Raw genomic sequence first — 23,765 nt, 5'->3', positions numbered from 1 at the left:
CGTTCGCGGCTGGGAGGTGTTTGGCCTATCATGAGCGACTTTCATCTAGGCGAAGTTGCTCATGACCACCCCCACGCTCCCCCAGCTCCTGCAAGCTGAAGATTGCATGCTGCTGATCGACGATCTGCACGCCTTTGAATTCAATTTCGACCCTGCTTCGGGCGTGAAGATCGAGTGCATGGACGGCCGTGCCCTCAAGCGCTGGAGCTTCACAATGGAACAAATCGAGGCTGCTCGTCTGGATAGCACTTCCCAGGTTTGGCTGATTAAAGGTGATGCCGGCGAGCATCGTCTAGTCTGCTTGAGTGCCTTTTCTGCCAGCGAGGATGATGAAAGGGAAGATGAGCCCGCCTGACTCACGCCTGAATGTCCTCGCGTAATGGCTGTCTGCCGTAAGGACCGCGAGGAACCCACAATGAAAAGAGTTTTCCTGCCCATTCTGATTGCCGGCGTACTGGGGCTGGTGTCTGAGGAGGTCGATGCGGCCCCCACCCACGACCTCCTGGTGGGGACCTACACTCAGGGCAGTAGCGAGGGCATCTACCGATACCGCTTCGATACCCGGACCGGCCAGATTGCCAAGCAGCCGCTGCAAGTGGTGAAAAGCGCCAACCCGTCATGGTTGACGCTGTCGCGCGATGTATCGCCTGATGGGCGCTTTCTGTACGTCAGTAACCGCGGCACGGCCAATGAGTTGCTGGTCTATGCCATCGATTCGAAAACCGGAATGCTCAAGCCGGTGCAGCGCCGCAGTGTCGAAGGTGATCATCCACGGGAATTCAGCCTCGACCCCAGTGGCAAATTCGTGCTGATTGCCAACCAGAAGAGCAATCAGATCGTGGTGCTGGGGCGTGACCCCAAGACCGGCATGCTGGGCAAGACCGTGCAGAAACTCTCGATCGATTCGCCGTCGGACCTGGAGTTTCTCCCTTCACGCTGAAACAAGAGATTGTGTAGCCGCTGCCGTCAGGCTGCGATCGCTGTAGCCGCTGCCGATAGGCTGCGATCGACCGCGAAGCGGGCGCGAGATCTTAAAACCGCATAGGCGCCCCTGACGGGCCGCATCGCAGCCTTCGGCAGCGGCTACAGGCCCGTGAATCTTTCGAGTTCACCGCGCCATGATGGCCTTGAACAAGGCTGACTCCAGGTATCCCTTGAGCCACACGCGCAGATTCGGATAGGGCGCCTGGGCGAACCACTCAGGCTCTACCGCCGCGAACTGGCGAATGAACGGCATGATGGCCACATCCGCCAGGCACGCATGATCGGTGAACAGGAACGGATGCACCTGTAGGCGATCCTCCAGCTGTTGCAAGAACTCGCACCCCTGCTCGCGATAATGATCCTGTGAATGCTCAGGGTAACGATCGGCATACTTGTAGTGATCCAGCTGCCGCTTGAAGACTTGATCGTTGTGCGCAATCAAGGCCTCCATGGCTTCACTGCCCTCGTTGAACCGCCAATTCTCTGGGTCATTCTGGGTGAGCGCCCAGCGCATGATCTCAAGACTCTCATCGATGACCCGAGTGCCCAGGTCAAGCACGGGGACAGTGCCCTTGCCCGATAGCTCCAGCATGCGCGCAGGCTTGGCTTTAAGACTCACTTCCTCGATGAACACGGCCACCTGGGCGTAGCACAGGGCCATTCTGGCACGCATGGCGTAGGGGCAGCGGCGGAAGGAATACAGAATCATCCATTGACCTCCAATGTGCTCAAGCCATTGCCCTGGCGGCGAACCTGGATCTGCACGGGTATACGTTCGTGCATCTCTTGCACGTGGGAGATCACCGCCACCTTACGCCCCTGAGCCTGCAGGCCGTCGAGTGCATCCATGGCCAGTTGCAGGGATTCAGGGTCGAGGCTGCCGAAGCCTTCGTCGATAAACAGCGATTCGATTTTCAAGGTGCTTGATGCCATGGAGGCCAGGCCCAGCGCCAAGGCCAGCGAAACCAGAAAGGTCTCACCCCCCGACAAGGAATGCACCGAGCGCAGTTCGTCGCCCATCTCCGTGTCGAGCACCAGCAGGCCGAGCATGCTGCCGCCACGCTTGAGGCGATAGCGCCTCACCAACTGGCGCAGTTGCGCGTTGGCGTGATGCACCAGGATATCGAGGTTGTAGGCCTGGGCGATCTTGCGAAACTTGTCGCCCTCGGCTGAGCCGATCAGCGCCGACAGGCGAGCATGGCGCTGGTACAGGGTTTCGGCGTCTTTGATGCGGGCCTGTAAATGTTCGCTGGCCGCCAGCCGGCGTTGGTCTTCGACCTGTTCGGCGCGCAGTTCGGCACACACTTGCTCCTGGGTGCTGCAGCGCAGTTGGGAAGCCTGCAGGGCGTGGGCCAGTTCCTCGTCGCTCAGCGGGATCGGGTGCTGGGCCTGATGTTGTTGCAGGTGGGCGGTGCGCTCCTGGAGGCGAATACTGGCTTGCTCCAGCGCTTTTTCGCTGCCCAGGACTTGCTGGCGCAGGGCGACTACTTGCGCTTCGCTGTAGGCGAGCAAGGCTTGTAATTGTGCATCGTCAAGGCTTGGGTGCTGGGTGCGCCACTGCGCGACGGCGCTGTGCAGGCCATCCAGCGCAGCACTGTCATCGACCTGGCGCTGGGTCAGGGCCTTGCTCTCACCCAAGCTCTGAATCAATTCGCCGTTGACCGCTTGCAGCGCCTGGCTGGCCTCTGCTTCGGCCTGGCGAGCCTGAACGACAGCGTGTTCCAGTTGTTGTTGCCAGTGCTCGGCCTGGGCATGTGTGCCGAGCAGCCCATGCAGGTGCTCCCGGCAAGCCTGCAGTTGTTCATCCAGTACGCTGGCGCGTTGTTGCAGTGCCGTGCGTTGTTGTTCCCGACTCTGTTGTTGCTGTTGCTGCAACGCGATGGTCTGCTGGCGCGCGGTGACCTCTTGCTGTTCCTCATCCCGTTGCTGAAGCTGGGTCAGGCGTGCCATCAGGCGCTGGTCCAGCTCCATAAACGCTGCCGTGGCGTCTCGGCGCAGACGTTCGATCATCGTCTCGGGCAGCCGTTCGGCATAGGCTGCCAGCTCTTCGTCCAGGCGCTGGCCGTCGGCCTGCAAACCCCGCTGTTGTTCGTTGAGTTGCTGGGCAGCGGCCTGGCTTGCCTGTTGCGCCTGTTGCAGTTGTTGCTGCTGCTGCGCGGCTTGTTGTTGTAGGGCCAGCAGGCGACTTTGCTGTTGCTCGGCCTGACTGACGTTGCTGTTCAGGTGCGTGAGCTGCCCACTCAACCAGCCCGCTCGCTGATCTTCGGCGTGTTCCAGCAACTGCCCATGGCGGGGGTGAGACTCTAATTGGGTAATCAGTGCGATCTGCTGGGCCAGAAGGGGTTCTTCCTGGGCCTTGAGTTGCTTGTACTGGTCGATGAACCCAGCGACCTCAATACGCAATTCGGTCAGGCGCGTGTTCAGTTGCTCCAGCGCCTGGCGCGCCTGGGCCTCTTCACGGCTGTCGTGATCGCCCAGGGCCTGTAGCAAAGCTTCAGGCTGATGCCAGGGGTGGTCCGGGCTGCCACAAACGGGGCAGGGCTGTTCGGGTTGCAACTGCCCACGCAACGCCTCGACGCTGGCACTGCGGGCCAGTCGCTGGCGTTCGAGCAGCGCCAGGGTCAGGTTCAGGTTCTGCTCGGCGGCTTGTTGCCGAGTCTTGAGCTCCAGGCCTTCACGGGTCCGCGCTTCCCGCTGTTCTACCAAATGCTGGAGTGTTTGGCGCATTGCCTGTAGGCGCAGGTCCTGTTCCAGGCGGCGGCTCCATAGCCGCTCCAATTCCTCAAGGCCTCGCTGATGTTGACGCTGCGCTTGCAATTGACCGTTGAGCGATTGCACACGCTCACCCAGCTCGTCAGCGCTGCATCCGGCTTCGGTCAACAGCTCAGTCAGTTGCAGGTTACGGGCCTGCCGGTGCTGTTCAGCGCTGCTGGCACGCTGTTCCAGCGCTGGCAATTCGGCGCGGCCCTGGCTCAGGCGAGCGCTGAGCTGGACGATGTGTTGCAGCCGTGGGCGATGCACGTTCCAGGCGTCGGCCAAAGGCGCCAAATCGGCGCTCTGTGTAAGTTCAGCGGTGATCTGCTGCAGGTGTTGTTCGCTGCGTTGCTGGCGATCCTGCAGGGCTTGCAGGTTGGCCAAGCCTTCGCTGAACGCCTGTTCGGCGGCCTGGCGCGGGGCATCGAGTTGCTGTTTTTGCTGGTTCAGGTGAGCCAGGCTACCTTGGGCCTCGAATGCCTGGCGCAGGTTCGGTGCCGCATCAGTTTGTGCCTGCGAGGCTTGAGTCAGGGCGTTATGAGCGCTTTTCTGGCTGCTCTGCAGTGCCTGCTGACGGTCCTGGAGTGCGGCCTGTCGGGAGGCATGAAGGCTCAGTTGCTCGGCTAGACGATCAAGGCTGGCGTGCAACTCCGTGCTGCGCACGAACAGATGGCGCTGGGGAGCCAGTTGCTCCAATTGAGTCAGGTCGCTGCGAGATTGAGCTTGCGCCTCGAATGACTGGCGCAGCGCCTGGAGTTGTTGCTCGGCAGTGTGTTGCTCAGCGTCCAGGCGTGCTTGTTCGTTCATCCATTGGCGCTGTTGTTCAAATGAGCGCAATTGGGTTTGTTCAGTCTGCAAATGATCGCGCGCCTGACTCAAGCGAACGTCCAGTGCCTGGCGTGCCTCTGCCTCTAGCGGGGCCACGCCACCGGCTTGTTCTTGCAGTTGGCGCAAGGCATCACGGGCATCGCGGGCCTGTTCGAAGGCGCGCTTGCCAAGGCGGGTGTAGAGGGCGGTATCGGTGAGTTTTTCGAGCAGTTCACTGCGTTCGTTGTCGTCCGCCTTGAGGAAGGCGCTGAATTCGCTTTGGGCCAACATCACGGCGCGGGTGAACTGTTCAAAGTTCAGGCCCAGGCGCGCTTCGAGCAGGGTTTTGTATTCGCCCTTCTGGCTGGCCAGCAATTGTTCGCTGTCCAGGTCGCGCAGGCTCTGGCGGCTGGCCTGCAGCTTGCCACCGGCCTTGTCGCGGGCGCGATTGGCTTCCCAGCGAGCGCGGTAGCGGCGCCCGTCGATGCCGATGAAGTCCACCTCGGCGAACCCTGCGCCAGCGCCTCGGCGCAGCAGGGTGCGGGGGTCACCGCTGGCAATTTCGCCGTCGGCATCGGGGACCTTGGCATCTCGCCCGGTGTTGTTAAGGCGTGGCACGGCGCCAAACAGGGCCAGGCACAGGGCATCGAGCAGCGTGCTTTTGCCGGCCCCTGTCGGGCCAGTGATGGCGAACAGGCCAGCGCTGGCCAAGGGCTCGGCGGTAAAGTCCAGCTCGAAGGGCCCGGCCAGCGACGCGAGGTTTTTCAGGCGGATGGCAAGGATTTTCATGGTTGTTCCCCTTCCAGCTGCACCTGTTGCAGGAGGTGGGCGAAATCATCCAGGGTCTGGGCGTCGACCTCGGTGCCAAAACTGTCTTGCCAGATACGGCTGAGCAACTCCTGCGGGGTCAGTCGATCCAGTTCGATCAAGGATGGCTCCTCAAGGCCCGCGCTGTTGCGCCCGGCATATTCAGCACCGATGCGTACCAGGCGCACGGCCTTGCCCTGCAGGGCGGTTTCCAGTTGTTGGCGCAGGTCGGGTTGTGGTTCATCGAGCCGAACCCGAATTTCCAGCCAAGGCTGGCGTGCCGGGTCGTTGAGCAGGTCAATCTCTGGCAAGTCGGCCAGTTGCACGAGGATGTCGTCCAGCGCGGCGGGGCCCAGGCGCATCAGTTCAACGGCTCGGGGAATGCGCAGGGGCTCGACGCTGACCAGTTGTTCGCCCTCGCAGGTGACTTCGAGGACCTGATGCGGGTAATCGATTTCCGAAAATGACAGCGGGATGGGCGAGCCGCAATAGCGGATTCGTTCCTCACCATTGACCTTCTGCGGCTTGTGCAAATGACCGAGGGCGACGTAGCTGATGGCGGGCCCGAACAGGCTGGCCGGCAATGCCTCGGCACTGCCGATGATCAGGCTGCGTTCGGAGTCTTCCGATACCGTGCCACCGGCCATATGGGCATGGCTGACCGCAATCAGGGCTTGGCCGGGTTGACGCTTGGCACACGCCGCTTCGATCAGCAGTTCATGGACCTTGCCGATTCCCCGCAGATAGTCTTCGCCAGGTGTCACGCCGGTCACTTCAGCCGGGCGCAGAAACGGCAGGGCCAGGCACCAGGCTCCGATCTGCCCCTGAGCATCGGGCAGGGGGATCAACAGCCGCTCGGCGTCCAGTTGGCCGTCATCGAGCCATAGCACACGGCCCAGGGCATGGGCGCGTAAACGGCGCATCAACGCGGCCGGCAATTCTATGCGCGACCCCGAGTCATGGTTGCCGGCGATCATGACAATGGTCAGGGTGGGCTGCTGTTCGTGGGCGTCCACGATGAACTCATAGAGCCGTTCCTGGGCTTTGACCGGTGGGTTGACCGTGTCAAAGATATCGCCGGCGATCAGCAGGACATCCGGGTGGCGAGCGGCGAGTTGGCCCAGCAGCCAATCCAGAAAGCAGGCATGTTCGAAGTCTCGCTCCTGGCCATGCAGGCTTTGTCCCAGGTGCCAGTCGGAGGTATGAAACAGACGCATAGAAATTCCGCACAAGGGGCGCGCAGCATGGGCTGCGCGTCGGATTATTTGGGGTAGAGCGGCGGCAGGCTGTTGCTGTCGCTGTGGGTCGGCGCTTCGCTTTCGGTGACCGGGATCATGCCGATGGCGCGCCACAGCTCCTCGCCTTGCCAGTACTGCCCGGCTTCGCTGTACAGCGCGCCGTTGAGGTTGTCCAGGGCATCGGACAGCGGCACGAAGCGTGCCGCCATGTCGGCCAGGGTCTGCGGCTGTAGGCGAGCCCAGGCATCCAGGGCCTGGCGAGTAGCCTGTGGGTCGTTGGCCTGGCAGGCACGCTTGATGTCATCGAGCAAGGTGCGCGGGCTTGGCCCGGCTTGCGCGGCCCGCTGGATCGCCGGTTGGCGACGAGCACGCCACCACAGGCCAAAACCCAGCGCCGTGGTACAGGCCAGCAGCAGGCTGATCAATTGCCAGACACGCAGTTCGACCTGGCTGATACCGCGGGCATTGTCGCTGCCGCCCGCGGGCTGGGTCAGGCCGGGATTGTCCTGGATATGCAAGGTGCGGGCGGGCAGGGTGCTGTGTTCCAGGTGATCCTCAAAGGTGTTCCACCACACCACATCGACTACGGGGACCTCGATACTGCCGCTGCGGGTGGGTACCAGGGCCTCGCGTTCTTCGCGGCTGCCAACCAAACCGCGTTCATCGGCCTGGTTGCTCAAGCGGGGTTGGTCGGGGTAACGGCGCACGCCATTGATATCGGTCAGTGGCAACGGCGGCAACTGGGCGCTGGAAAGCCCTTCGGCTTTCAGGCTGAGGCTGCGGGTCAGCGAGTCGCCGACCTGATCCTGGCCTGGCTCTGGGCTCCAGCTTTCGCCAAGGATCAGGCTGTGCGCCGGCAGCCACGGAATGTCTGCGGGGTAAGTGGCAGGCTTGGGCTTGACTGTCAGTGGAAGCTCCGCCGATGTGACCTGCACCTGTTTGCTGGGCTTGGACGCTGTTGGATCCTGGTCAGTGCCAGTCGCAGCGCTGGTGGCGGTGAATACTTGAGCCGGGATGATCAACTGGCCGCTGTGCTGAGGGTAGATTGCGTAGCGCATCTCGATCACGCCATGGCGCACACCGTTGATCAACTTTTCATAGGTGCGTGACTCGCCCAACTGATCGATGCGGGCATCGGCTATCTGCAACGGGGTCAGGCTGCTGTCGTCATACAGTGACACAGAATGATAGATACGCACGGTCAGCACCGCCTGGGCCTGGACGTAGACACTGTCGGTGTCCAGGCTGGTCTCGATGAACACGGGCGCAAGGTCTTTGGCGGGTAGCTGCTCGCTCTGCATCACTTGCAGGGTAATCGGCTGGCTGACGTGTTCGCCCAGGTGCAGGGCGGGAATCTCCACCGTACCGCTCTGGCGCGGCAACAAGGTGATGATCCAGCGCGTGGTGGCTTCGGTCTGGCCATCCAGAGTGGTCAAGCGGTTGACCTGGCGGGTGCCCTGAACCTCGAAGGCGCTCTCCAGGGGGGCGAGGTCGGGCTTGCCGAACTGGGTGACATCCTGGGTTTCGAGGATCAGCTCAACGGTTTCGCCGGAGTTCAGCCGGGTGCGGTCAACGCTGGTGCTCAGCTCGGCGGCCAGCAGGGGCAGACAAAGCATGACGCTGAAAAAGAAGACGCTAAAGCGACTCATCGAGTGGTTTCCTGACGCTGTTGCTGTTCGTACCAGAATTTGCGCCGCAGCAGCTCCGACGGGTTGTCCGGGATTTGTCTGAGCCACTGTTCGAGGGCCTGGCGCTGTTCACCAACGAGCGAATTGTCGACCGGACGGGTGGGTGGCCGGGTGTTCTGTTCATCATCCGGCGACTGCTCGCTGCTATCAGCCTCTTCAGCCTGCCGGGTTTGCTGTTGGGCGTTGGCGTCTTCGTCGGCTTGCCCGCTTTTCTGTTCGCTGCTCGAAGTCGAAGGTTGGGCATCGGCGGCACTGTCGTCACTCTGGTTATCCAGTGCCTGTTGTTCCTTGCTTTTGCTTTCGGCAGCTTCCTGTTCAGCCTTGGCCGCCTGGCGCTGCTGCTCCAGGAGCTGTTCAACCAGCGCCTTGTTGGCCGCCGCCAAAGCAAGCTCCGGTTGGCGATCCAGTGCTTGTTCGTAGGCGTCCAGGGCGGCTTCCAGCTCACCGCTGCGGGCCAGTGCATTGCCACGATTGTAGTGGGCGCTGGCGTCGTTACTTTCTGCAAATTGCTTGGCAGCGGCGGCATAATCGCCGGCCTCGTATAGCGCCACGCCTTTCCATTGCGGGTCGATAAAGTGCTTTGCCGCTTCGCCTGGCTGGCCTTTGGCTAGCCAATGTTGACCTTGTTGATCTGGGCGCAGCCACAGGTCATTCAGCTCGAAAGCCTGGCTTGGCTGGGGTAGGCACAGTAGCAACGGCAGGCAAAACAGCCATCCACGACGCCCGGCGCAGGCGGCCAGCAGCAAGAGTGGCAATAGCAGCCAGTAGCCTTGGTCGGCCCAGGCATCGAGCTGCAGTGTTTGACCGTCACTGCGCACGCTTTGCGGCCCGGCCAGCAGGCCGAGGTTGCGCAGGTCCAGGTCATCGAGACGAATCTGGCGATAGCGACCGTCCAGTTCATTGGCGAAAGCCTTGAGGCTGGCGCTGTCGAGCTTTGGCAGCAGGATCGCGCCTTGGTCGTCCTTGATAAATTCACCCGTTTCGCGGGTGACCGGCGCCCCTTGAGCCGTACCGACACCCAGCATCAGCCATTCCGGCCCTTGGCTGCCCAGCACCTGGCGGATACCTTGGCGCTCTTGCTCGCTGAGCGAAGAGCCCACCCAGAGGATCCGGCCCTGGCCCAACGCGCCCTGGGTCAGCAAGGCCAAGGCTTTGCTGGCGGCCAGATCGGCGCGATGGCCTGGCTGGGGCATGATCGAGGGCTTGAGGGCTTCAAGCAGATTGCCGCTGGTGGCCAGGTCGTCAGAAAGAGGGACCAGCGTGTGAGCGCTGCCGGCATAGACGATGATGGCGGTTTGCGCGTCATTGCGCCGCGCCAGCAGGTCCAGCAGCTTGCGTCGGGCCTGCTCCAGGCGAGTGGGGGCAAGGTCGGGGGCGAGCATTTGCGGGGTCAGCTCCAGCACCACCACCAAGGGGTCGGCCGGCCGCTGGCTGGATTGTTCCACACGCTGCCAACTGGGGCCGAGCAAGGCTAGCAGTGCCAGGAGCCAGGCGAGGCCCAGGGCGACCCATGGCAGTTTGCTTTCGCGACCGTTTCCGCCACTGAGCAGCACCGAATGAAAGGCACTGGGCAGGATCATCTGCCAGCGACCTGCGCGCTTTTGCTTGTGCCAGAGCTTCCACAGCAGCCAACTAAACAACGGCAGCAACAGCAGGGCGAGGGGGCGTTGCCAATGAGGCCAGAGTTCGATCATCGCCGCCTCCGCAAACGCAGCCGGCGCAGGCGCTCACGCCATTCGGGGTGGGGCTGGAGAAAATGTGGGCGATGCAGCAGACGCTGCAAGGGGTTGTTCGGCCAGCGTTCGCGAATCACCAGCAAGACGCTGACCAGCAGCGCGGCCGTCAGGGGCCAGTGATACAGCGCTTGGGCCGGGCGCGCCTGGGTCGGCTGCTGGGCGACCGGTTCCAGTTGGTCGAGGGTCTTGCCGATTGCGGCGAGTTCCTTGCCATCGCGGGCTCGAAAATAGCCCCCACCGGTCAACTTGGCGATTTCCTTGAGGCTGGCTTCGTCCAGGTCCAGGCTCGGGTTCATGCCCAGCAGGCCAATGCCGCCCTGCGCGTCCGGGTCGGCGCCGATGCCGATGGTGTAGATGCGGATATTCTCGTGGGCCGCCAGCCGGGCAGCGGTCAAGGGGTGGATTTCGCCGCCATTGTTGGCACCATCGGTAATCAGGATCAACACGCGGCTCTGCGCCGGGCGCTGGCGCAGGCGCTTGACCGCAAGGCCAATGGCATCACCGATGGCAGTGTTCTTGCCGGCGATACCGATCCGCGCCTCATCAAGCCAGGTGCGTACGGTGCGGCGGTCGAACGTCAGGGGCGCTTGCAGATAGGCGGCGCTGCCAAACAAAATGAGGCCCACCCGGTCGCCTTCACGGTCTTGCAAAAAATCGCCAAGCAGCTTTTTGACCAATTCGAGGCGGCTGATCTCTTCGTCCTCCCACTGCATGTCGGGGAAGTCCATGGAACCGGACACATCCACAGCCACCAGCAAGTCACGTCCGCTGGCCGCCACCGGCAAGGGTTCACCCAGCCATTGCGGGCGAGCGGTGGCGAGCAGCAGCAACAGCCAGATCAATACGAATGGGGCCTGTTGACGCCAGGTCGGCAGGTTCAAGCGGGCCTTGCGACCGGCCAGGGCTTCCAGTTCATTGAGAAAACTGATTTTTAGCGCCGGCTCACCGCTGTCGGCCACTGGCAGCACCCAGCGCATCAGCCAGGGCAACGGTAGCAGGGCGAAGATCCACGCCCAGGCAAGCTCAAACATGTTTGCGAATCCAGGTATCGATCGACTGGCTCAGGCCGGCAATGGCCTTGTCATCCAGTTTGCACTCCGGTTTGTAGGCGCCTTCGACCAGCACCATCCAGCGGGTCAGGCCAGCGGCCGGGCAGCGATTGTCCAGGAATGCCAGCCATTGCCGGCCATTGAGTGTATGGCTGTGGCTGTTGGGGTAATGGTTGCGGCACAGGCGCTTGAGCAGGGCGTTGATTTGCTGCAGCCAGGCCCCCGCCGGGGCGCCGTCGTAGGGTTTGGGCAAGCGCGCGAGTTCGGCCAGTGCCTCTGCCCGCATGGGGTCCAGCAGTTGTTCGGGTGCAGGTTGCGATCGCGTGGCTTGCCAGCGGCGCCAGGCCAGCCAGAGACTCCAGCCCAGCAGTGGCACCAGCAGTAAAAGGGCCCACCAGCCTGGCGCCAGCGGCCAGAAACTGACGGGCGCCGGCAAGATCAGCGGCTGCAGTTGTTCCAGGCTGCTCATCGCGGCTTTCCAGGGCGTTGGGGGTTCAGGTATTCACGCAACTGTTCGATCATTTCGGTTTGCGTGCTGAGGGGCATCAGCAACACCCGCAGCTTTTGCGCCAGCAATTCCCAGCGGGCGATCCGTGTTTCGCCCAGGGCGCGGTAGGCCTGGCGCAGATGGGTGTCCAGGGTGTCGAGCTCCAGTTGCTTGTCGCATTGCGCGAAACGCAAGAGCCCGGCAGCGGGCAGGGCATGGTCCAAAGGGTCGGACAGCGGCAACAGCAGCAAGTCGCAATGACGCGAAAGCAGGGACAACTGCTGCTCGGCGGCGTCTGTCAGGGCGCGCTCGTCGCAAATCACGATGGCCAGGCTGCCGGGGCGCAGCACCTCCCGAGCCCGGCGCAGGGCCATGCTCAGGCCGTCACGCTCGGGTACGGTTTCGGTATGCAGCGTTTGGTTGACCCGCACCAGGCGGTTGAGCAACTGCAACAGGCTATGCTTGCTGCGCCGTGGCTTGATTTCGTAGTGTTCGCTGTCGCCAAACACCAGCCCGCCGATGCGGTCATTGTGGCCCAGTGCGGCCCAGCCGATCAGGCTGGCGGCTTGGGCGGCGAGTACCGACTTGAACATCTGTCCCGAGCCGAAGAACAGTCTTCGGCTTTGCTCTACCAGGATAAATATCGGGCGTTCGCGCTCTTCATGGAACAGCTTGGTATGGGGCTCCTGGGTACGCGCGGTCACGCGCCAGTCAATGCTGCGCACATCATCGCCTGCCTGATAGACCCGCACCTGATCGAAATCGACCCCGCGTCCACGCAGTTTTGAGTGGTGCAGGCCGATCAACGGGCTGCGCTGGCCGGGCGTGGAGAACAGCTGCACCTCGCGCACGTGGTGGCGCATCTCGATCAGCTCGGCGAGCGTGACGCGAATACCGGGGGCGGCGGGCGGGGAGGTCGACATAGGCTCAGGCTACGGCCACGACGTCGAGGATGCGCTGGATCACTTGGTCCTGGTCGATTCCGGCCGCTTCGGCTTCGAAGGAAAGAATAATGCGGTGGCGTAGCACGTCGAACAGCACCGCCTGAATATCCTCGGGGCTGACGAAGTCGCGTCCGGCCAGCCAGGCATGGGCTCGAGCGCAACGGTCCAGGGCGATAGAGCCCCGTGGGCTGGCGCCATAGGCAAGCCAGTCGGCCATTTCCGGGTCGAATTTGCCCGGGGTGCGGGTCGCCATCACCAACTGGACCAGGTATTCCTCCACGGCATCGGCCATGTACAGGCCGAGGATTTCCTTGCGGGCGGCAAAAATGGCCTGCTGGCTGACCCGACGCTCGGGTTTGGTTTCGCCATTCAAGGCTTCGCCGCGGGCCTGCTGGAGAATTCGCCGTTCGACGGCCGCGTCCGGGAAACCGATCTTCACATGCATCAGGAAACGGTCCAGCTGGGCTTCGGGTAACGGGTAGGTGCCTTCCTGCTCGATCGGGTTTTGCGTGGCCATGACCAGAAACAGCGGTGACAACTCGTAAGTGCAGCGTCCGACGCTGACCTGGCGCTCGGCCATGGCTTCGAGCAGGGCCGACTGGACTTTGGCCGGCGCCCGGTTGATTTCGTCGGCCAGCACCAGGTTGTGGAAGATCGGGCCTTGCTGGAAGACGAAGCTGCCGGTTTCCGGGCGATAGATTTCGGTGCCGGTGATATCGGCCGGCAGTAGGTCGGGGGTGAACTGAATACGATGGAACTGCGCTTCGACGCCTTCGGCCAGTTCCTTGATGGCTTTGGTCTTGGCCAGGCCTGGCGCGCCTTCAACCAGCATATGGCCATCGGCCAGAAGTACGATCAACAAGCGTTCGACCAGTTTTTCCTGGCCAAGAATCTGAGTTGAAAGAAAGGTACGCAGCGCGATCAGCGCCTCACGATGTTCCATCGTCGAGTGTTCCTGGAAATTGGCCGGGGTACAGCGCAAAAAAAAGCGCCCGGGCGGGGGCTGTTACTTTAATGCATCCGGGGGGGCGCCGACCAATGGCACAGAGGAAAAATCATGTAGGAGCCGGCGGTTCGGCGCTCCGATTTACCCGCGATGCAGGCGCTGCGGTCTGCCTGATATTCCGCGGTGTGGCCATCGCAGCCAAGGCTGGCTCCTACCCTGGGGTTCAGGCAAGCCCACCCCAAGAGAATTACCGTTCGCTGACGAAGGTGCCTGTGCCTTTGACGATGGCCTTGAGGGTTTGCTCGACTTCGGGGAAGTCGACCAGTCCGGCATCGAAGCTGATTTCCACCACGGCATCATCGTTGATGGCGTCGGCGGCGGCCAGTTCGATCAGTAGGCGTTCGTTGCCCAGGGTGACCTTGAAGTCTTTGATCTCGAACCCGTCGTCATCACCCAGGGTGATGACGGCGCAGGCGTCTTTCGGATCACGGGTCAGGGTAAACATTTCGCTGCCAAAGCAGCAGACGGTTGCCATATCGCCTTCTTCGTCGTCGCAAGGGGTGGCGAGCAGGGTATCGGTCGTGATGAGCATGGTGCAGTCCAGAAAGAGGGGCAGGTGGCGATTCTGCCACCCTTTGGCTTTTTCTACGACCGCGGCTTGGCGCAGGGCTGGCCAATTGCAACTCCTCAATGACCGAATATGTCGCAGCACCGCAAGCAAGGGCGGGCTGGCACTGGGTAAGCTCGTGGCGAATGCCGGTGGCTCGACTAATGTTTAGGCCGGCAGAAGATTACGCGCGACGCTTCACTCAACAACAAAGCCCTAGCGGAGTACCACAGATGGCGTTCTTCACCGCAGCCAGCAAAGCCGACTTCCAGCATCAACTGCAAGCGGCCCTGGCGCAGCACATCAGTGAACAGGCACTGCCACAAGTGGCGCTGTTCGCCGAGCAATTCTTCGGCATCATTTCCATGGATGAGCTGACCATGCGTCGGCTCTCCGACCTGGCCGGTTGCACCCTGTCGGCCTGGCGCCTGCTGGAGCGCTTCAACCACGCCCAGCCCCAGGTTCGCGTTTTCAACCCCGACTATGAGCGTCATGGCTGGCAGTCGACCCACACCGCGGTCGAAGTATTGCACCATGACTTGCCGTTTCTGGTGGATTCGGTGCGCACCGAACTGAACCGCCGTGGCTATAGCATCCATACGCTGCAAACCACCGTTCTGAGCGTGCGCCGAGGCAGCCAGGGCGAGCTGCTGGAAATATTGCCCAAGGGCACCCAGGGCGAAGGTATTCTGCAAGAGTCGTTGATGTTCCTGGAGATCGACCGCTGCGCCAATCCTGCCGAACTGAACTTGCTGGCCCGCGAGCTGGATCAGGTGCTGGCGGAAGTGCGAGTGGCGGTGGCCGACTTCGAACCGATGAAAGCCAAGGTCCGCGATCTGCTGGCACTGGTCGATCAGACCTCGTTCGCTATCGACGCCGACGAAAAAACTGAAGTGAAGGGGTTTTTGGAGTGGATGCTGGGTAACCACTTCACCTTCCTGGGCTACGAGGAATTCGTGGTCAGCAGCGATGCCACCGGTGGCAACCTGGCCTACGACGAGCAATCGTTCCTGGGCCTGACCAAGCTGCTGCGCGCAGGCCTCAAGCCTGACGACCTGCGCATCGAAGACTATGCCGTCAATTACTTGAACGAGCCGTTGCTGCTGTCTTTCGCCAAGGCGGCTCACCCAAGCCGAGTGCATCGCCCGGCCTACCCGGACTTCGTCTCGATCCGCCAGATCGACGCTGACGGCAAAGTGGTCAAGGAATGCCGGTTCATGGGCCTCTACACCTCCTCGGTGTACGGCGAGAGTGTGCGGCTGATTCCGTACATTCGCCGCAAGGTTGCCGAAGTCGAGCGCCGTTCCGGTTTCGACGCCAAGGCGCACCTGGGCAAGGAACTGGCCCAGGTGCTGGAAGTACTGCCACGCGACGATCTGTTCCAGACGCCGGTCGATGAGCTGTTCAGCACCGTGATGTCCATCGTGCAGATCCAGGAACGCAACAAGATTCGCGTGTTCCTGCGCAAGGACCCTTACGGTCGCTTCTGCTATTGCCTGGCCTACGTGCCACGTGACATCTATTCCACCGAAGTGCGGCAGAAGATCCAGCACGTGCTGATGGAACGCCTGAAGGCCAGCGACTGCGAGTTCTGGACCTTTTTCTCTGAATCGGTCCTGGCGCGGGTGCAACTGATTCTGCGTGTCGACCCGAAAAACCGCATTGAGATCGACCCGGTCCAGCTGGAAAACGAAGTCATCCAGGCCTGCCGTTCGTGGCAGGACGACTACGCCACCCTGACCGTGGAAAACTTCGGCGAAGCCCAGGGCACCAACGTCCTGGCCGATTTCCCGAAAGGCTTCCCGGCCGGCTACCGTGAGCGTTTTGCCGCCCACTCGGCCGTGGTAGACATGCAGCACTTGCTTGGCCTGTCGGATAAAAAACCGCTGGTCATGAGCTTCTACCAGCCGCTGACCCAAGGCTCCCAGCAGTTGCACTGCAAGCTCTACCATGCCGACACGCCGCTGGCACTGTCCGATGTGCTGCCGATTCTGGAAAACCTCGGCCTGCGTGTGCTGGGCGAATTCCCGTATCGCCTGCGTCACAGTAGCGGCCGCGAGTTCTGGATCCATGACTTCGCCTTCACCTACAGCGAAGGTTTGAATCTTGATATCCAGCAGCTCAACGACACCCTGCAGGATGCGTTCGTGCACATCGTGCAGGGTGATGCCGAGAACGACGCCTTCAACCGCCTCGTGCTCACCGCCGGCCTGCCTTGGCGCGACGTGGCGCTGCTGCGTGCCTATGCGCGCTATCTGAAGCAGATCCGCCTGGGCTTCGACCTGGGCTATATCGCCAGTACCCTGAATAACCACACTGACATCGCCCGCGAACTGACCCGGCTGTTCAAGACCCGTTTCTATCTGGCGCGCAAGCTCTCCGACGAAGACCTGGACGACAAGCAGCTGCGCCTGGAACAAGCCATTTTGTCGGCTCTGGACGACGTCCAGGTGCTCAACGAAGACCGCATCCTGCGTCGCTACCTGGACCTGATCAAGGCCACCCTGCGAACCAACTTCTACCAGACCGACGCCAACGGCCACAACAAGTCCTACTTCAGCTTCAAGTTCAACCCCAAGCTGATCCCCGAGCTGCCCAAGCCGGTACCCAAATTCGAGATTTTCGTTTATTCGCCGCGGGTCGAAGGTGTACACCTGCGCTTTGGCAACGTCGCCCGTGGCGGCTTGCGCTGGTCCGATCGCGAAGAAGACTTCCGCACCGAGGTGCTGGGCCTGGTCAAAGCCCAACAAGTGAAGAACTCGGTCATTGTGCCGGTTGGTGCCAAAGGCGGCTTCCTGCCGCGTCGCCTGCCGTTGGGCGGCAGCCGCGACGATATCCAGGCCGAAGGCATCGCGTGCTACCGGATCTTCATCAGCGGCCTGCTGGACATCACCGACAACCTCAAGGACGGCGGTGTAGTGCCACCGGCCAACGTGGTGCGTCATGACGAGGACGACCCGTACCTGGTCGTGGCGGCGGACAAGGGCACCGCGACCTTCTCCGACATCGCTAACGGCATCGCCATCGACTACGGCTTCTGGCTGGGTGATGCGTTCGCCTCCGGTGGTTCGGCCGGTTACGACCACAAGAAAATGGGCATCACTGCCCGTGGCGCCTGGGTTGGCGTTCAGCGTCACTTCCGCGAGCGGGGCATCAACGTCCAGCAAGACCCCATCAGCGTGATCGGCGTCGGTGACATGGCCGGCGACGTGTTTGGTAATGGCTTGCTGATGTCCGACAAGCTGCAACTGGTGGCGGCCTTCAACCACCTGCACATCTTTGTCGACCCCAACCCGGACCCCGCCAGCAGCTTCGCTGAGCGCCAGCGCCTGTTTGATCTGCCGCGCTCGGCCTGGAGCGACTATGACACCAGCATCATGTCCGCCGGCGGTGGGATCTTCTCGCGCAGTGCCAAATCCATCGCCATCAGCCCGCAGATGCAAGAACGCTTCGCCATCATCGCTGACAAGCTAACCCCGACCGAGCTGCTCAATGCTTTGCTCAAGGCCCCGGTGGACCTGCTCTGGAATGGCGGTATCGGCACCTACGTCAAGGCCAGTAGCGAAAGCCATGCCGATGTCGGCGACAAGGCCAACGACGCGCTGCGCGTGAACGGCAATGAACTGCGCTGCAAAGTGGTGGGCGAGGGCGGCAACCTGGGGATGACCCAATTGGGGCGCGTCGAATTCGGCCTCAACGGAGGTGGCTCCAACACCGACTTCATCGACAACGCCGGCGGCGTGGACTGCTCCGACCACGAGGTCAATATCAAGATCCTGCTCAATGAAGTGGTGCAGGCGGGCGACATGACCGGGAAGCAACGGAACCTGTTGCTGGGCAGCATGACCGACGAAGTGGGCAACCTGGTGCTGGGTAACAACTACAAGCAGACTCAGGCGTTGTCCCTGGCTGCCCGCCGTGCCTACGAGCGGATTGCCGAATACAAGCGCCTGATGGCTGATCTGGAGGCCCGCGGCAAGCTGGACCGAGCCATCGAGTTCTTGCCATCGGAAGAGCAGCTGACCGAGCGCCTGGCCAATAGCCATGGCCTGACCCGCCCTGAACTGTCGGTGTTGATTTCCTACAGCAAGATCGACCTCAAGGAAGCGCTGCTCAAGTCGCGGGTGCCGGATGACGATTACCTGACCCGCGACATGGAGACCGCGTTCCCGCCGTCGCTGGTCAGCAAGTTCGCCACCTCCATGCGTCGCCATCGCCTCAAGCGTGAAATCGTCAGCACCCAGATTGCCAACGATCTGGTCAATAACATGGGCATCACCTTCGTGCAGCGGCTCAAGGAGTCCACGGGCATGAGCCCGGCGAACGTCGCAGGCGCCTATGTGATCGTGCGGGATATCTTCCACCTGCCGCACTGGTTCCGTCAGATCGAGGCGTTGGACTATCAAGTACCGGCCGACATCCAGCTGACCCTGATGGATGAGCTGATGCGCCTGGGTCGCCGCGCTACCCGTTGGTTCCTGCGCAGCCGCCGTAACGAACAGGACGCCGGGCGTGACGTGGCGCATTTCGGGCCGAAGATCGCAGCCCTGGGCCTGAAACTCGACGAACTGCTCGAAGGGCCGACCCGCGAGCGTTGGCAAACCCGTTACCAGGGCTTTGTCCAGGCCGGTGTGCCGGAACTGCTGGCACGCATGGTGGCCGGTACCACCCACCTGTACACCCTGCTGCCGATCATCGAAGCTTCAGATGTGACCGGACAGGAGCCGGCGCAAGTGGCCAAGGCGTTCTTCGCCGTGGGCAGCGCGCTGGACTTGACCTGGTACCTGCAGGAAATCAGCAACCTGTCGGTGGAAAACAACTGGCAGGCCCTGGCCCGCGAAGCTTTCCGCGACGATATTGATCTGCAGCAACGGGCGATCACCATCTCCGTACTGCAAATGAACGACGCACCCGAAGATATGGATGCGCGGGTGCAGTTGTGGATAGCGCAGCACAAGACCATGGTCGTGCGCTGGCGTGCCATGCTTGACGAGCTGCGAGCCGCAGTGGGCACTGACTACGCCATGTATGCGGTCGCCAACCGTGAGTTGGTGGACCTGGCGCTGAGTGGGCAATCGACGCTCTGAATGTGAGGTAAACGCAAAAACGCCCCGAATTCGGGGCGTTTTTGTTTGTCTGGCGAATCGGCAGCGGATTTATTCGCGGGCAAGCCCACTCCCACAGTGCTGCGCTTTAACTGTGGGAGTGGGCTTGCCCGCGAAGCTTTTTACTTCAGGCGTCGCTCGACGCCTTTCTCCACCAGAATCTTCGCCGAAATCTCTTCCACCGAAAAATGCGTGGAGTTGATATTGGGAATGTTCTCGCGACGGAACAGGTTCTCCACCTCTCGCACTTCGAACTCGCACTGGGCGAAGCTTGCGTAGCGGCTGTTAGGCTTGCGTTCGTGGCGAATCGCGGTCAGGCGATCAGGGTCGATGGTCAGGCCGAACAGCTTGTGTTTGTGGGCGCGCAGGGCGGGTGGAAGTTGCAGGCGCTCCATGTCGTCCTCGGTCAGCGGGTAGTTGGCCGCCCGAATACCGAACTGCATGGCCATGTACAGGCAGGTGGGTGTCTTGCCGCAGCGCGACACACCGACCAGGATCAAATCGGCCTTGTCGTAATAATGGGTGCGTGCGCCGTCGTCGTTGTCCAAGGCAAAGTTAACCGCTTCGATACGCTCCATGTAGTTGGAGTTGCTGCCTATCGAGTGGGATTTGCCGACCGAATAGGACGAGTGTGAGGTCAGCTCCTGCTCAAGCGGTGCCAGGAAGGTCGAGAAGATATCGATCATAAAGCCGTTGGACGTCGCCAGGATCTCGCGGATGTCCTGATCGACGATGGTGTCGAAGATGATTGGCCTTACGCCATCTTTTTCTGCCGCGGCGTTGATTTGTTGTACCATTGCGCGCGCTTTTTCCACGTTATCAATGTACGGTCGCGTGAACTTGTTGAAGGTAATGGTTTCGAATTGGGCCAGTAGACTCTGTCCCAGCGCCTCGGCAGTGATGCCGGTGCCGTCAGAAATAAAGAAGGCAGTTCGTTTCATTTGCGCCTTGGGCCTTAAGCTGGTGACGAATCTTGGATATGATAGGCCCGATTTGCCGGCCTTGAATGGCCAGCATTCTCACTTATTTTCCGGGTCCAGGCCACAAATCGCTAGGAGCGTCTCCCCTTCGGAGCCTCAAGCGTCCTGAGCTTTTCCAACACAGTTAGTGGAGAGATCACCTTGGTAGAGTACGTAGTTTCCCTCGATAAGCTCGGCGTCCATGATGTGGAGCACGTGGGGGGCAAGAACGCATCCCTGGGCGAGATGATCAGTAACCTTGCCGGCGCCGGTGTCTCGGTTCCCGGTGGCTTTGCCACTACGGCTCAGGCCTATCGTGATTTTCTCGAGCAAAGCGGACTGAACGCCCAGATCCATGCCGCGCTTGACGCGCTGGATGTCGAAGACGTCAATGCCTTGGCCAAGACCGGCGCCCAGATCCGTCAGTGGATCATGGAAGCCGAGTTCCCTGAACGTCTTAACGCTGAAATTCGCACCGCCTTCGCCGCCCTGTCGGCTGGCAACCCGGACATGGCCGTCGCCGTGCGTTCCTCGGCCACCGCCGAAGACTTGCCGGACGCTTCCTTCGCCGGCCAGCAAGAAACCTTCCTGAACATCCGTGGCGTCGAGAACGTCATTCGCGCCGCCAAGGAAGTCTTCGCTTCCCTGTTCAACGACCGCGCCATTTCCTACCGTGTCCACCAGGGCTTCGACCACAAGCTGGTGGCCCTGTCTGCCGGCGTGCAGCGCATGGTGCGTTCGGAAACCGGCACCGCGGGCGTGATGTTCACCCTGGATACCGAATCGGGCTTCCGTGACGTGGTCTTCATCACCGGCGCCTACGGCCTGGGTGAAACCGTCGTGCAAGGCGCGGTGAACCCGGACGAATTCTATGTCCACAAGGGCACCCTGGAAGCCGGTCGACCAGCGATCCTGCGTCGCAACCTGGGCAGCAAGGCCATCAAGATGATCTACGGCGACGAGGCCAAGGCCGGTCGTTCGGTCAAGACCGTCGATGTCGACAAGGCTGACCGTACCCGTTTCTGCCTCAGCGACGCTGAAGTCAGCGAGCTGGCCAAGCAGGCGATGATCATCGAGAAGCACTACAAGTGCCCGATGGACATCGAATGGGCCAAAGATGGCGACGACAACAAGCTGTACATCGTCCAGGCCCGTCCTGAAACCGTGAAGAGCCGCGCCCAGGCCAACGTCATGGAGCGTTACCTGCTCCAGGAAACCGGCACCGTGCTGGTGGAAGGTCGTGCCATCGGCCAGCGCATCGGCGCCGGCAAGGTACGGATCATCAAGGACGTCTCGGAAATGGACAAAGTCCAGCCGGGCGACGTGCTGGTATCCGACATGACCGACCCGGACTGGGAACCGGTCATGAAGCGCGCCAGCGCCATCGTCACCAACCGTGGCGGCCGTACCTGCCACGCGGCGATCATCGCTCGTGAGCTGGGCATCCCGGCGGTGGTGGGTTGTGGCAACGCCACCCAACTGCTCAAGGATGGCCAGGGCGTGACCGTTTCCTGCGCCGAAGGCGATACCGGCTTCATCTTCGAAGGTGAGCTGGGCTTCGATATCCGCAAGAACTCCGTTGATGCCATGCCGGACCTGCCGTTCAAGATCATGATGAACGTCGGTAACCCCGATCGCGCCTTCGACTTCGCCCAATTGCCGAACGCTGGTGTGGGCCTGGCGCGTCTGGAATTCATCATCAACCGCATGATCGGCGTGCACCCCAAGGCACTGCTGAACTATGCAGGCCTGCCGGCTGAGCTCAAAGAAAGCGTCGACAAGCGCATTGCCGGCTATAACGACCCAGTCGACTTCTACGTCGAGAAACTGGTCGAAGGTATCAGCACCCTGGCGGCAGCGTTCTGGCCGAAAAAGGTCATCGTGCGCCTGTCGGACTTCAAGTCCAACGAGTACGCGAACCTGATCGGCGGCAAGCTCTACGAGCCAGAAGAAGAAAACCCGATGCTGGGCTTCCGTGGTGCTTCGCGTTACATCAGCGAATCGTTCCGCGATTGCTTCGAACTCGAGTGCCGCGCCCTCAAGCGCGTGCGCAACGAGATGGGCCTGACCAACGTCGAGATCATGGTGCCGTTCGTACGCACCCTGGGTGAAGCGAGCCAGGTCGTCGACCTGCTGGCCGAAAACGGCCTGGGCCGTGGCGTCAACGGCCTGCGCGTGATCATGATGTGCGAATTGCCGTCCAACGCCATCCTTGCCGAAGAATTCCTGGAATACTTCGACGGGTTCTCCATCGGCTCCAACGACCTGACCCAGTTGACCCTGGGCCTGGACCGCGACTCGGGGATCATTGCCCACCTGTTCGATGAGCGTAACCCTGCAGTCAAGAAGCTGCTGGCCAATGCCATCCAGGCGTGCAACAAGGCCGGCAAGTACATCGGCATCTGCGGCCAGGGCCCGTCGGACCACCCCGATCTGGCCAAGTGGCTGATGGAGCAGGGCATTGAAAGCGTCTCGCTGAACCCTGACTCGGTCCTGGAAACCTGGTTCTTCCTTGCCGAAGGCCAGGATGCCATCTAAGACCTAATGTGAAGCAGCGGCTCGTCGATAAGGCGAGTTGCCGCTTCAATGGTTTGAACAGGGCGTGCCAGTGATGGTTTCGCCCTTTTTTGTGCAAGAAGATTATGCAAAGCAGTAGTGATCTTTTTCCGGTCGCCTTGCTCAGCGCCGAGCGATGCGGCGATTTGAGCGAAGACGTGTATCGCCTCAAGGCAGGCAATAGCCCGGACCCGAGCGTGGAATTGGCCGTGACCCGATTGGGCATGGCCGATCAGGCGCAGAAAAGTGGGGTGCCGGTCGTTCTGCTGCACGGCAGTTTTTCCAATCGACGCTTCTGGTATTCACCGCGAGGCATTGGGCTTGGGGCTTACCTGGCCCGGGCTGGCTTCGATGTGTGGATTCCAGAAATGCGCGGTCATGGCTTGTCTGCGCGCAATCGCGACTATCGCAAGAATCGCGTTGCCGACTACGCCCGTTACGATTTACCGGCCATAGCAGCCTTTGTCTGCGAGCAAAGCGGCCAGGCGCCGCACTGGGTTGGCCATTCGCTGGGTGGCATTACCTTGGCGGCCGCGCTGGGCGGACACTACCTGCAGGCTGATCGGGTCGCCAGCGCTGCGCTGTTTGGCAGCCAGGTCAGTCGTACTTACTGGCCGTTGAAGTTTCCACCCGTGGAGTGGAGCGGCCGTTTATTGCTCAAGCGTTTTGCACACATCTCAGGCTCAAGGCTCAAGCGTGGTCCGGAGGACGAGCCCATTGGCCTGGCGCTGGAAAGCCTGCGCTGGCACGGCTTGTTCGGTCGTTTCAAGGATGCCGACCGAGACTGGTGGACGGGGCTCGCCGAGGTCAATGTGCCGCTGTTGGCGGTCAGCGCGGCAGGCGATCATCAAGACCCGGCCTGGGCGTGCCGCAAGCTGTACGATCAGGTGGGCTCTGAATGCCGGCAGTTCGTATGCCTGGGACACGATGAAGGCTTCAGTAATAATTTTGGCCATGTGGAAATGCTGGTGAGTAAACCGGCGCAAGTGGAAGTGTGGCCTCTGGTCGAACGTTGGCTCAAGGATCAACACACGCCTCTTTTACCGCAGACCCCACCGATGGCTGTAAGCGTCTAGTTTCATAAGGAATCAGATACGG

At 61.5% G+C, this 23,765-nt stretch carries 15 protein-coding genes and 2 pseudogenes; 6 read left to right on the top strand and 11 right to left on the bottom strand.

Annotated features, from left to right (window positions below; genetic code table 11):
• The first annotated feature begins 55 nt into the window (after nt 1–55).
• From AC3IX4_RS21255 to AC3IX4_RS21245, 3 genes and pseudogenes are all read left to right on the top strand, one after another.
• Nucleotides 56–355 carry a DUF5629 family protein gene (locus tag AC3IX4_RS21255; protein WP_489257352.1) on the top strand — a complete coding sequence of 100 codons (300 nt, stop codon included), beginning with the start codon at nt 56–58 and terminating at the stop codon, nt 353–355.
• 24 nt (nt 356–379) lie between these two features.
• A pseudogene (locus tag AC3IX4_RS21250) lies at nt 380–628 on the top strand (beta-propeller fold lactonase family protein); the annotation flags it as partial.
• Nucleotides 629–643: 15 nt separating this feature from the next.
• Nucleotides 644–940: pseudogene (locus AC3IX4_RS21245) on the top strand (lactonase family protein); the annotation flags it as partial.
• A 168-nt stretch (nt 941–1,108) separates the two neighbouring features.
• Here the strand turns inward: AC3IX4_RS21245 and AC3IX4_RS21240 are convergent.
• The 10 genes from AC3IX4_RS21240 to AC3IX4_RS21195 form a co-directional block, all read right to left on the bottom strand.
• Nucleotides 1,109–1,693 (bottom strand): glutathione S-transferase, encoded by a 585-nt coding sequence (locus tag AC3IX4_RS21240; protein ID WP_489257351.1) that lies wholly within the window; start codon nt 1,691–1,693, stop codon nt 1,109–1,111.
• Nucleotides 1,690–5,334, bottom strand: a complete 3,645-nt coding sequence (locus AC3IX4_RS21235) for an AAA family ATPase (RefSeq protein ID WP_489257350.1) — start codon at nt 5,332–5,334, stop codon at nt 1,690–1,692. The genes AC3IX4_RS21240 and AC3IX4_RS21235 overlap by 4 nt, the downstream gene beginning before the upstream one ends.
• A complete protein-coding gene (locus AC3IX4_RS21230; protein WP_489257349.1) occupies nt 5,331–6,569 on the bottom strand; it encodes an exonuclease SbcCD subunit D C-terminal domain-containing protein in 1,239 nt (412 codons plus the stop codon). Before AC3IX4_RS21230 ends, AC3IX4_RS21235 begins: the two co-directional genes overlap by 4 nt.
• A 44-nt stretch (nt 6,570–6,613) precedes the next feature.
• On the bottom strand, nt 6,614–8,239 hold the full coding sequence (locus tag AC3IX4_RS21225; protein ID WP_489257348.1) for a BatD family protein: 1,626 nt from the start codon (nt 8,237–8,239) through the stop codon (nt 6,614–6,616).
• Nucleotides 8,236–9,972 carry a tetratricopeptide repeat protein gene (locus AC3IX4_RS21220; RefSeq protein ID WP_489257347.1) on the bottom strand — a complete coding sequence of 579 codons (1,737 nt, stop codon included), beginning with the start codon at nt 9,970–9,972 and terminating at the stop codon, nt 8,236–8,238. The genes AC3IX4_RS21225 and AC3IX4_RS21220 overlap by 4 nt, the downstream gene beginning before the upstream one ends.
• Entirely contained in the window at nt 9,969–11,045 is a 1,077-nt protein-coding gene (locus AC3IX4_RS21215; RefSeq protein WP_489257346.1) for a vWA domain-containing protein, read from the bottom strand. Before AC3IX4_RS21215 ends, AC3IX4_RS21220 begins: the two co-directional genes overlap by 4 nt.
• Nucleotides 11,038–11,532 carry a DUF4381 domain-containing protein gene (locus tag AC3IX4_RS21210; RefSeq protein WP_489257345.1) on the bottom strand — a complete coding sequence of 165 codons (495 nt, stop codon included), beginning with the start codon at nt 11,530–11,532 and terminating at the stop codon, nt 11,038–11,040. Before AC3IX4_RS21210 ends, AC3IX4_RS21215 begins: the two co-directional genes overlap by 8 nt.
• Entirely contained in the window at nt 11,529–12,473 is a 945-nt protein-coding gene (locus AC3IX4_RS21205) for a DUF58 domain-containing protein (RefSeq protein WP_489257344.1), read from the bottom strand. The genes AC3IX4_RS21210 and AC3IX4_RS21205 overlap by 4 nt, the downstream gene beginning before the upstream one ends.
• 4 nt (nt 12,474–12,477) lie before the next feature.
• On the bottom strand, nt 12,478–13,437 hold the full coding sequence (locus AC3IX4_RS21200; RefSeq protein ID WP_489257343.1) for an AAA family ATPase: 960 nt from the start codon (nt 13,435–13,437) through the stop codon (nt 12,478–12,480).
• 250 nt (nt 13,438–13,687) lie between these two features.
• Nucleotides 13,688–14,032 (bottom strand): hypothetical protein, encoded by a 345-nt coding sequence (locus AC3IX4_RS21195; protein WP_489257342.1) that lies wholly within the window; start codon nt 14,030–14,032, stop codon nt 13,688–13,690.
• A 248-nt stretch (nt 14,033–14,280) separates the two neighbouring features.
• Here AC3IX4_RS21195 and AC3IX4_RS21190 point away from each other — a divergent pair, with 248 nt between their 5' ends.
• Nucleotides 14,281–19,134 carry an NAD-glutamate dehydrogenase gene (locus AC3IX4_RS21190; RefSeq protein ID WP_489257341.1) on the top strand — a complete coding sequence of 1,618 codons (4,854 nt, stop codon included), beginning with the start codon at nt 14,281–14,283 and terminating at the stop codon, nt 19,132–19,134.
• Between the two features lie 140 nt (nt 19,135–19,274).
• On the opposite strand, the gene ppsR is transcribed toward AC3IX4_RS21190, so the two are convergent.
• The gene (ppsR, locus tag AC3IX4_RS21185) at nt 19,275–20,093 is read right to left on the bottom strand and encodes a posphoenolpyruvate synthetase regulatory kinase/phosphorylase PpsR (RefSeq protein WP_489257340.1); all 819 of its coding nucleotides are present in this window, start codon (nt 20,091–20,093) and stop codon (nt 19,275–19,277) included.
• A gap of 180 nt (nt 20,094–20,273) precedes the next feature.
• On the opposite strand from ppsR, the gene ppsA reads away from it, so the two are divergent.
• A complete protein-coding gene (ppsA, locus tag AC3IX4_RS21180) occupies nt 20,274–22,649 on the top strand; it encodes a phosphoenolpyruvate synthase (RefSeq protein ID WP_489257339.1) in 2,376 nt (791 codons plus the stop codon).
• Nucleotides 22,650–22,753: 104 nt separating this feature from the next.
• Nucleotides 22,754–23,743, top strand: a complete 990-nt coding sequence (locus AC3IX4_RS21175; RefSeq protein WP_489257338.1) for an alpha/beta fold hydrolase — start codon at nt 22,754–22,756, stop codon at nt 23,741–23,743.
• Nucleotides 23,744–23,765: the final 22 nt, after the last annotated feature.

This window comes from Pseudomonas sp. KH_021, assembly GCF_057838865.1.
This window is presented reverse-complemented; position numbering and strand designations above follow the sequence as displayed.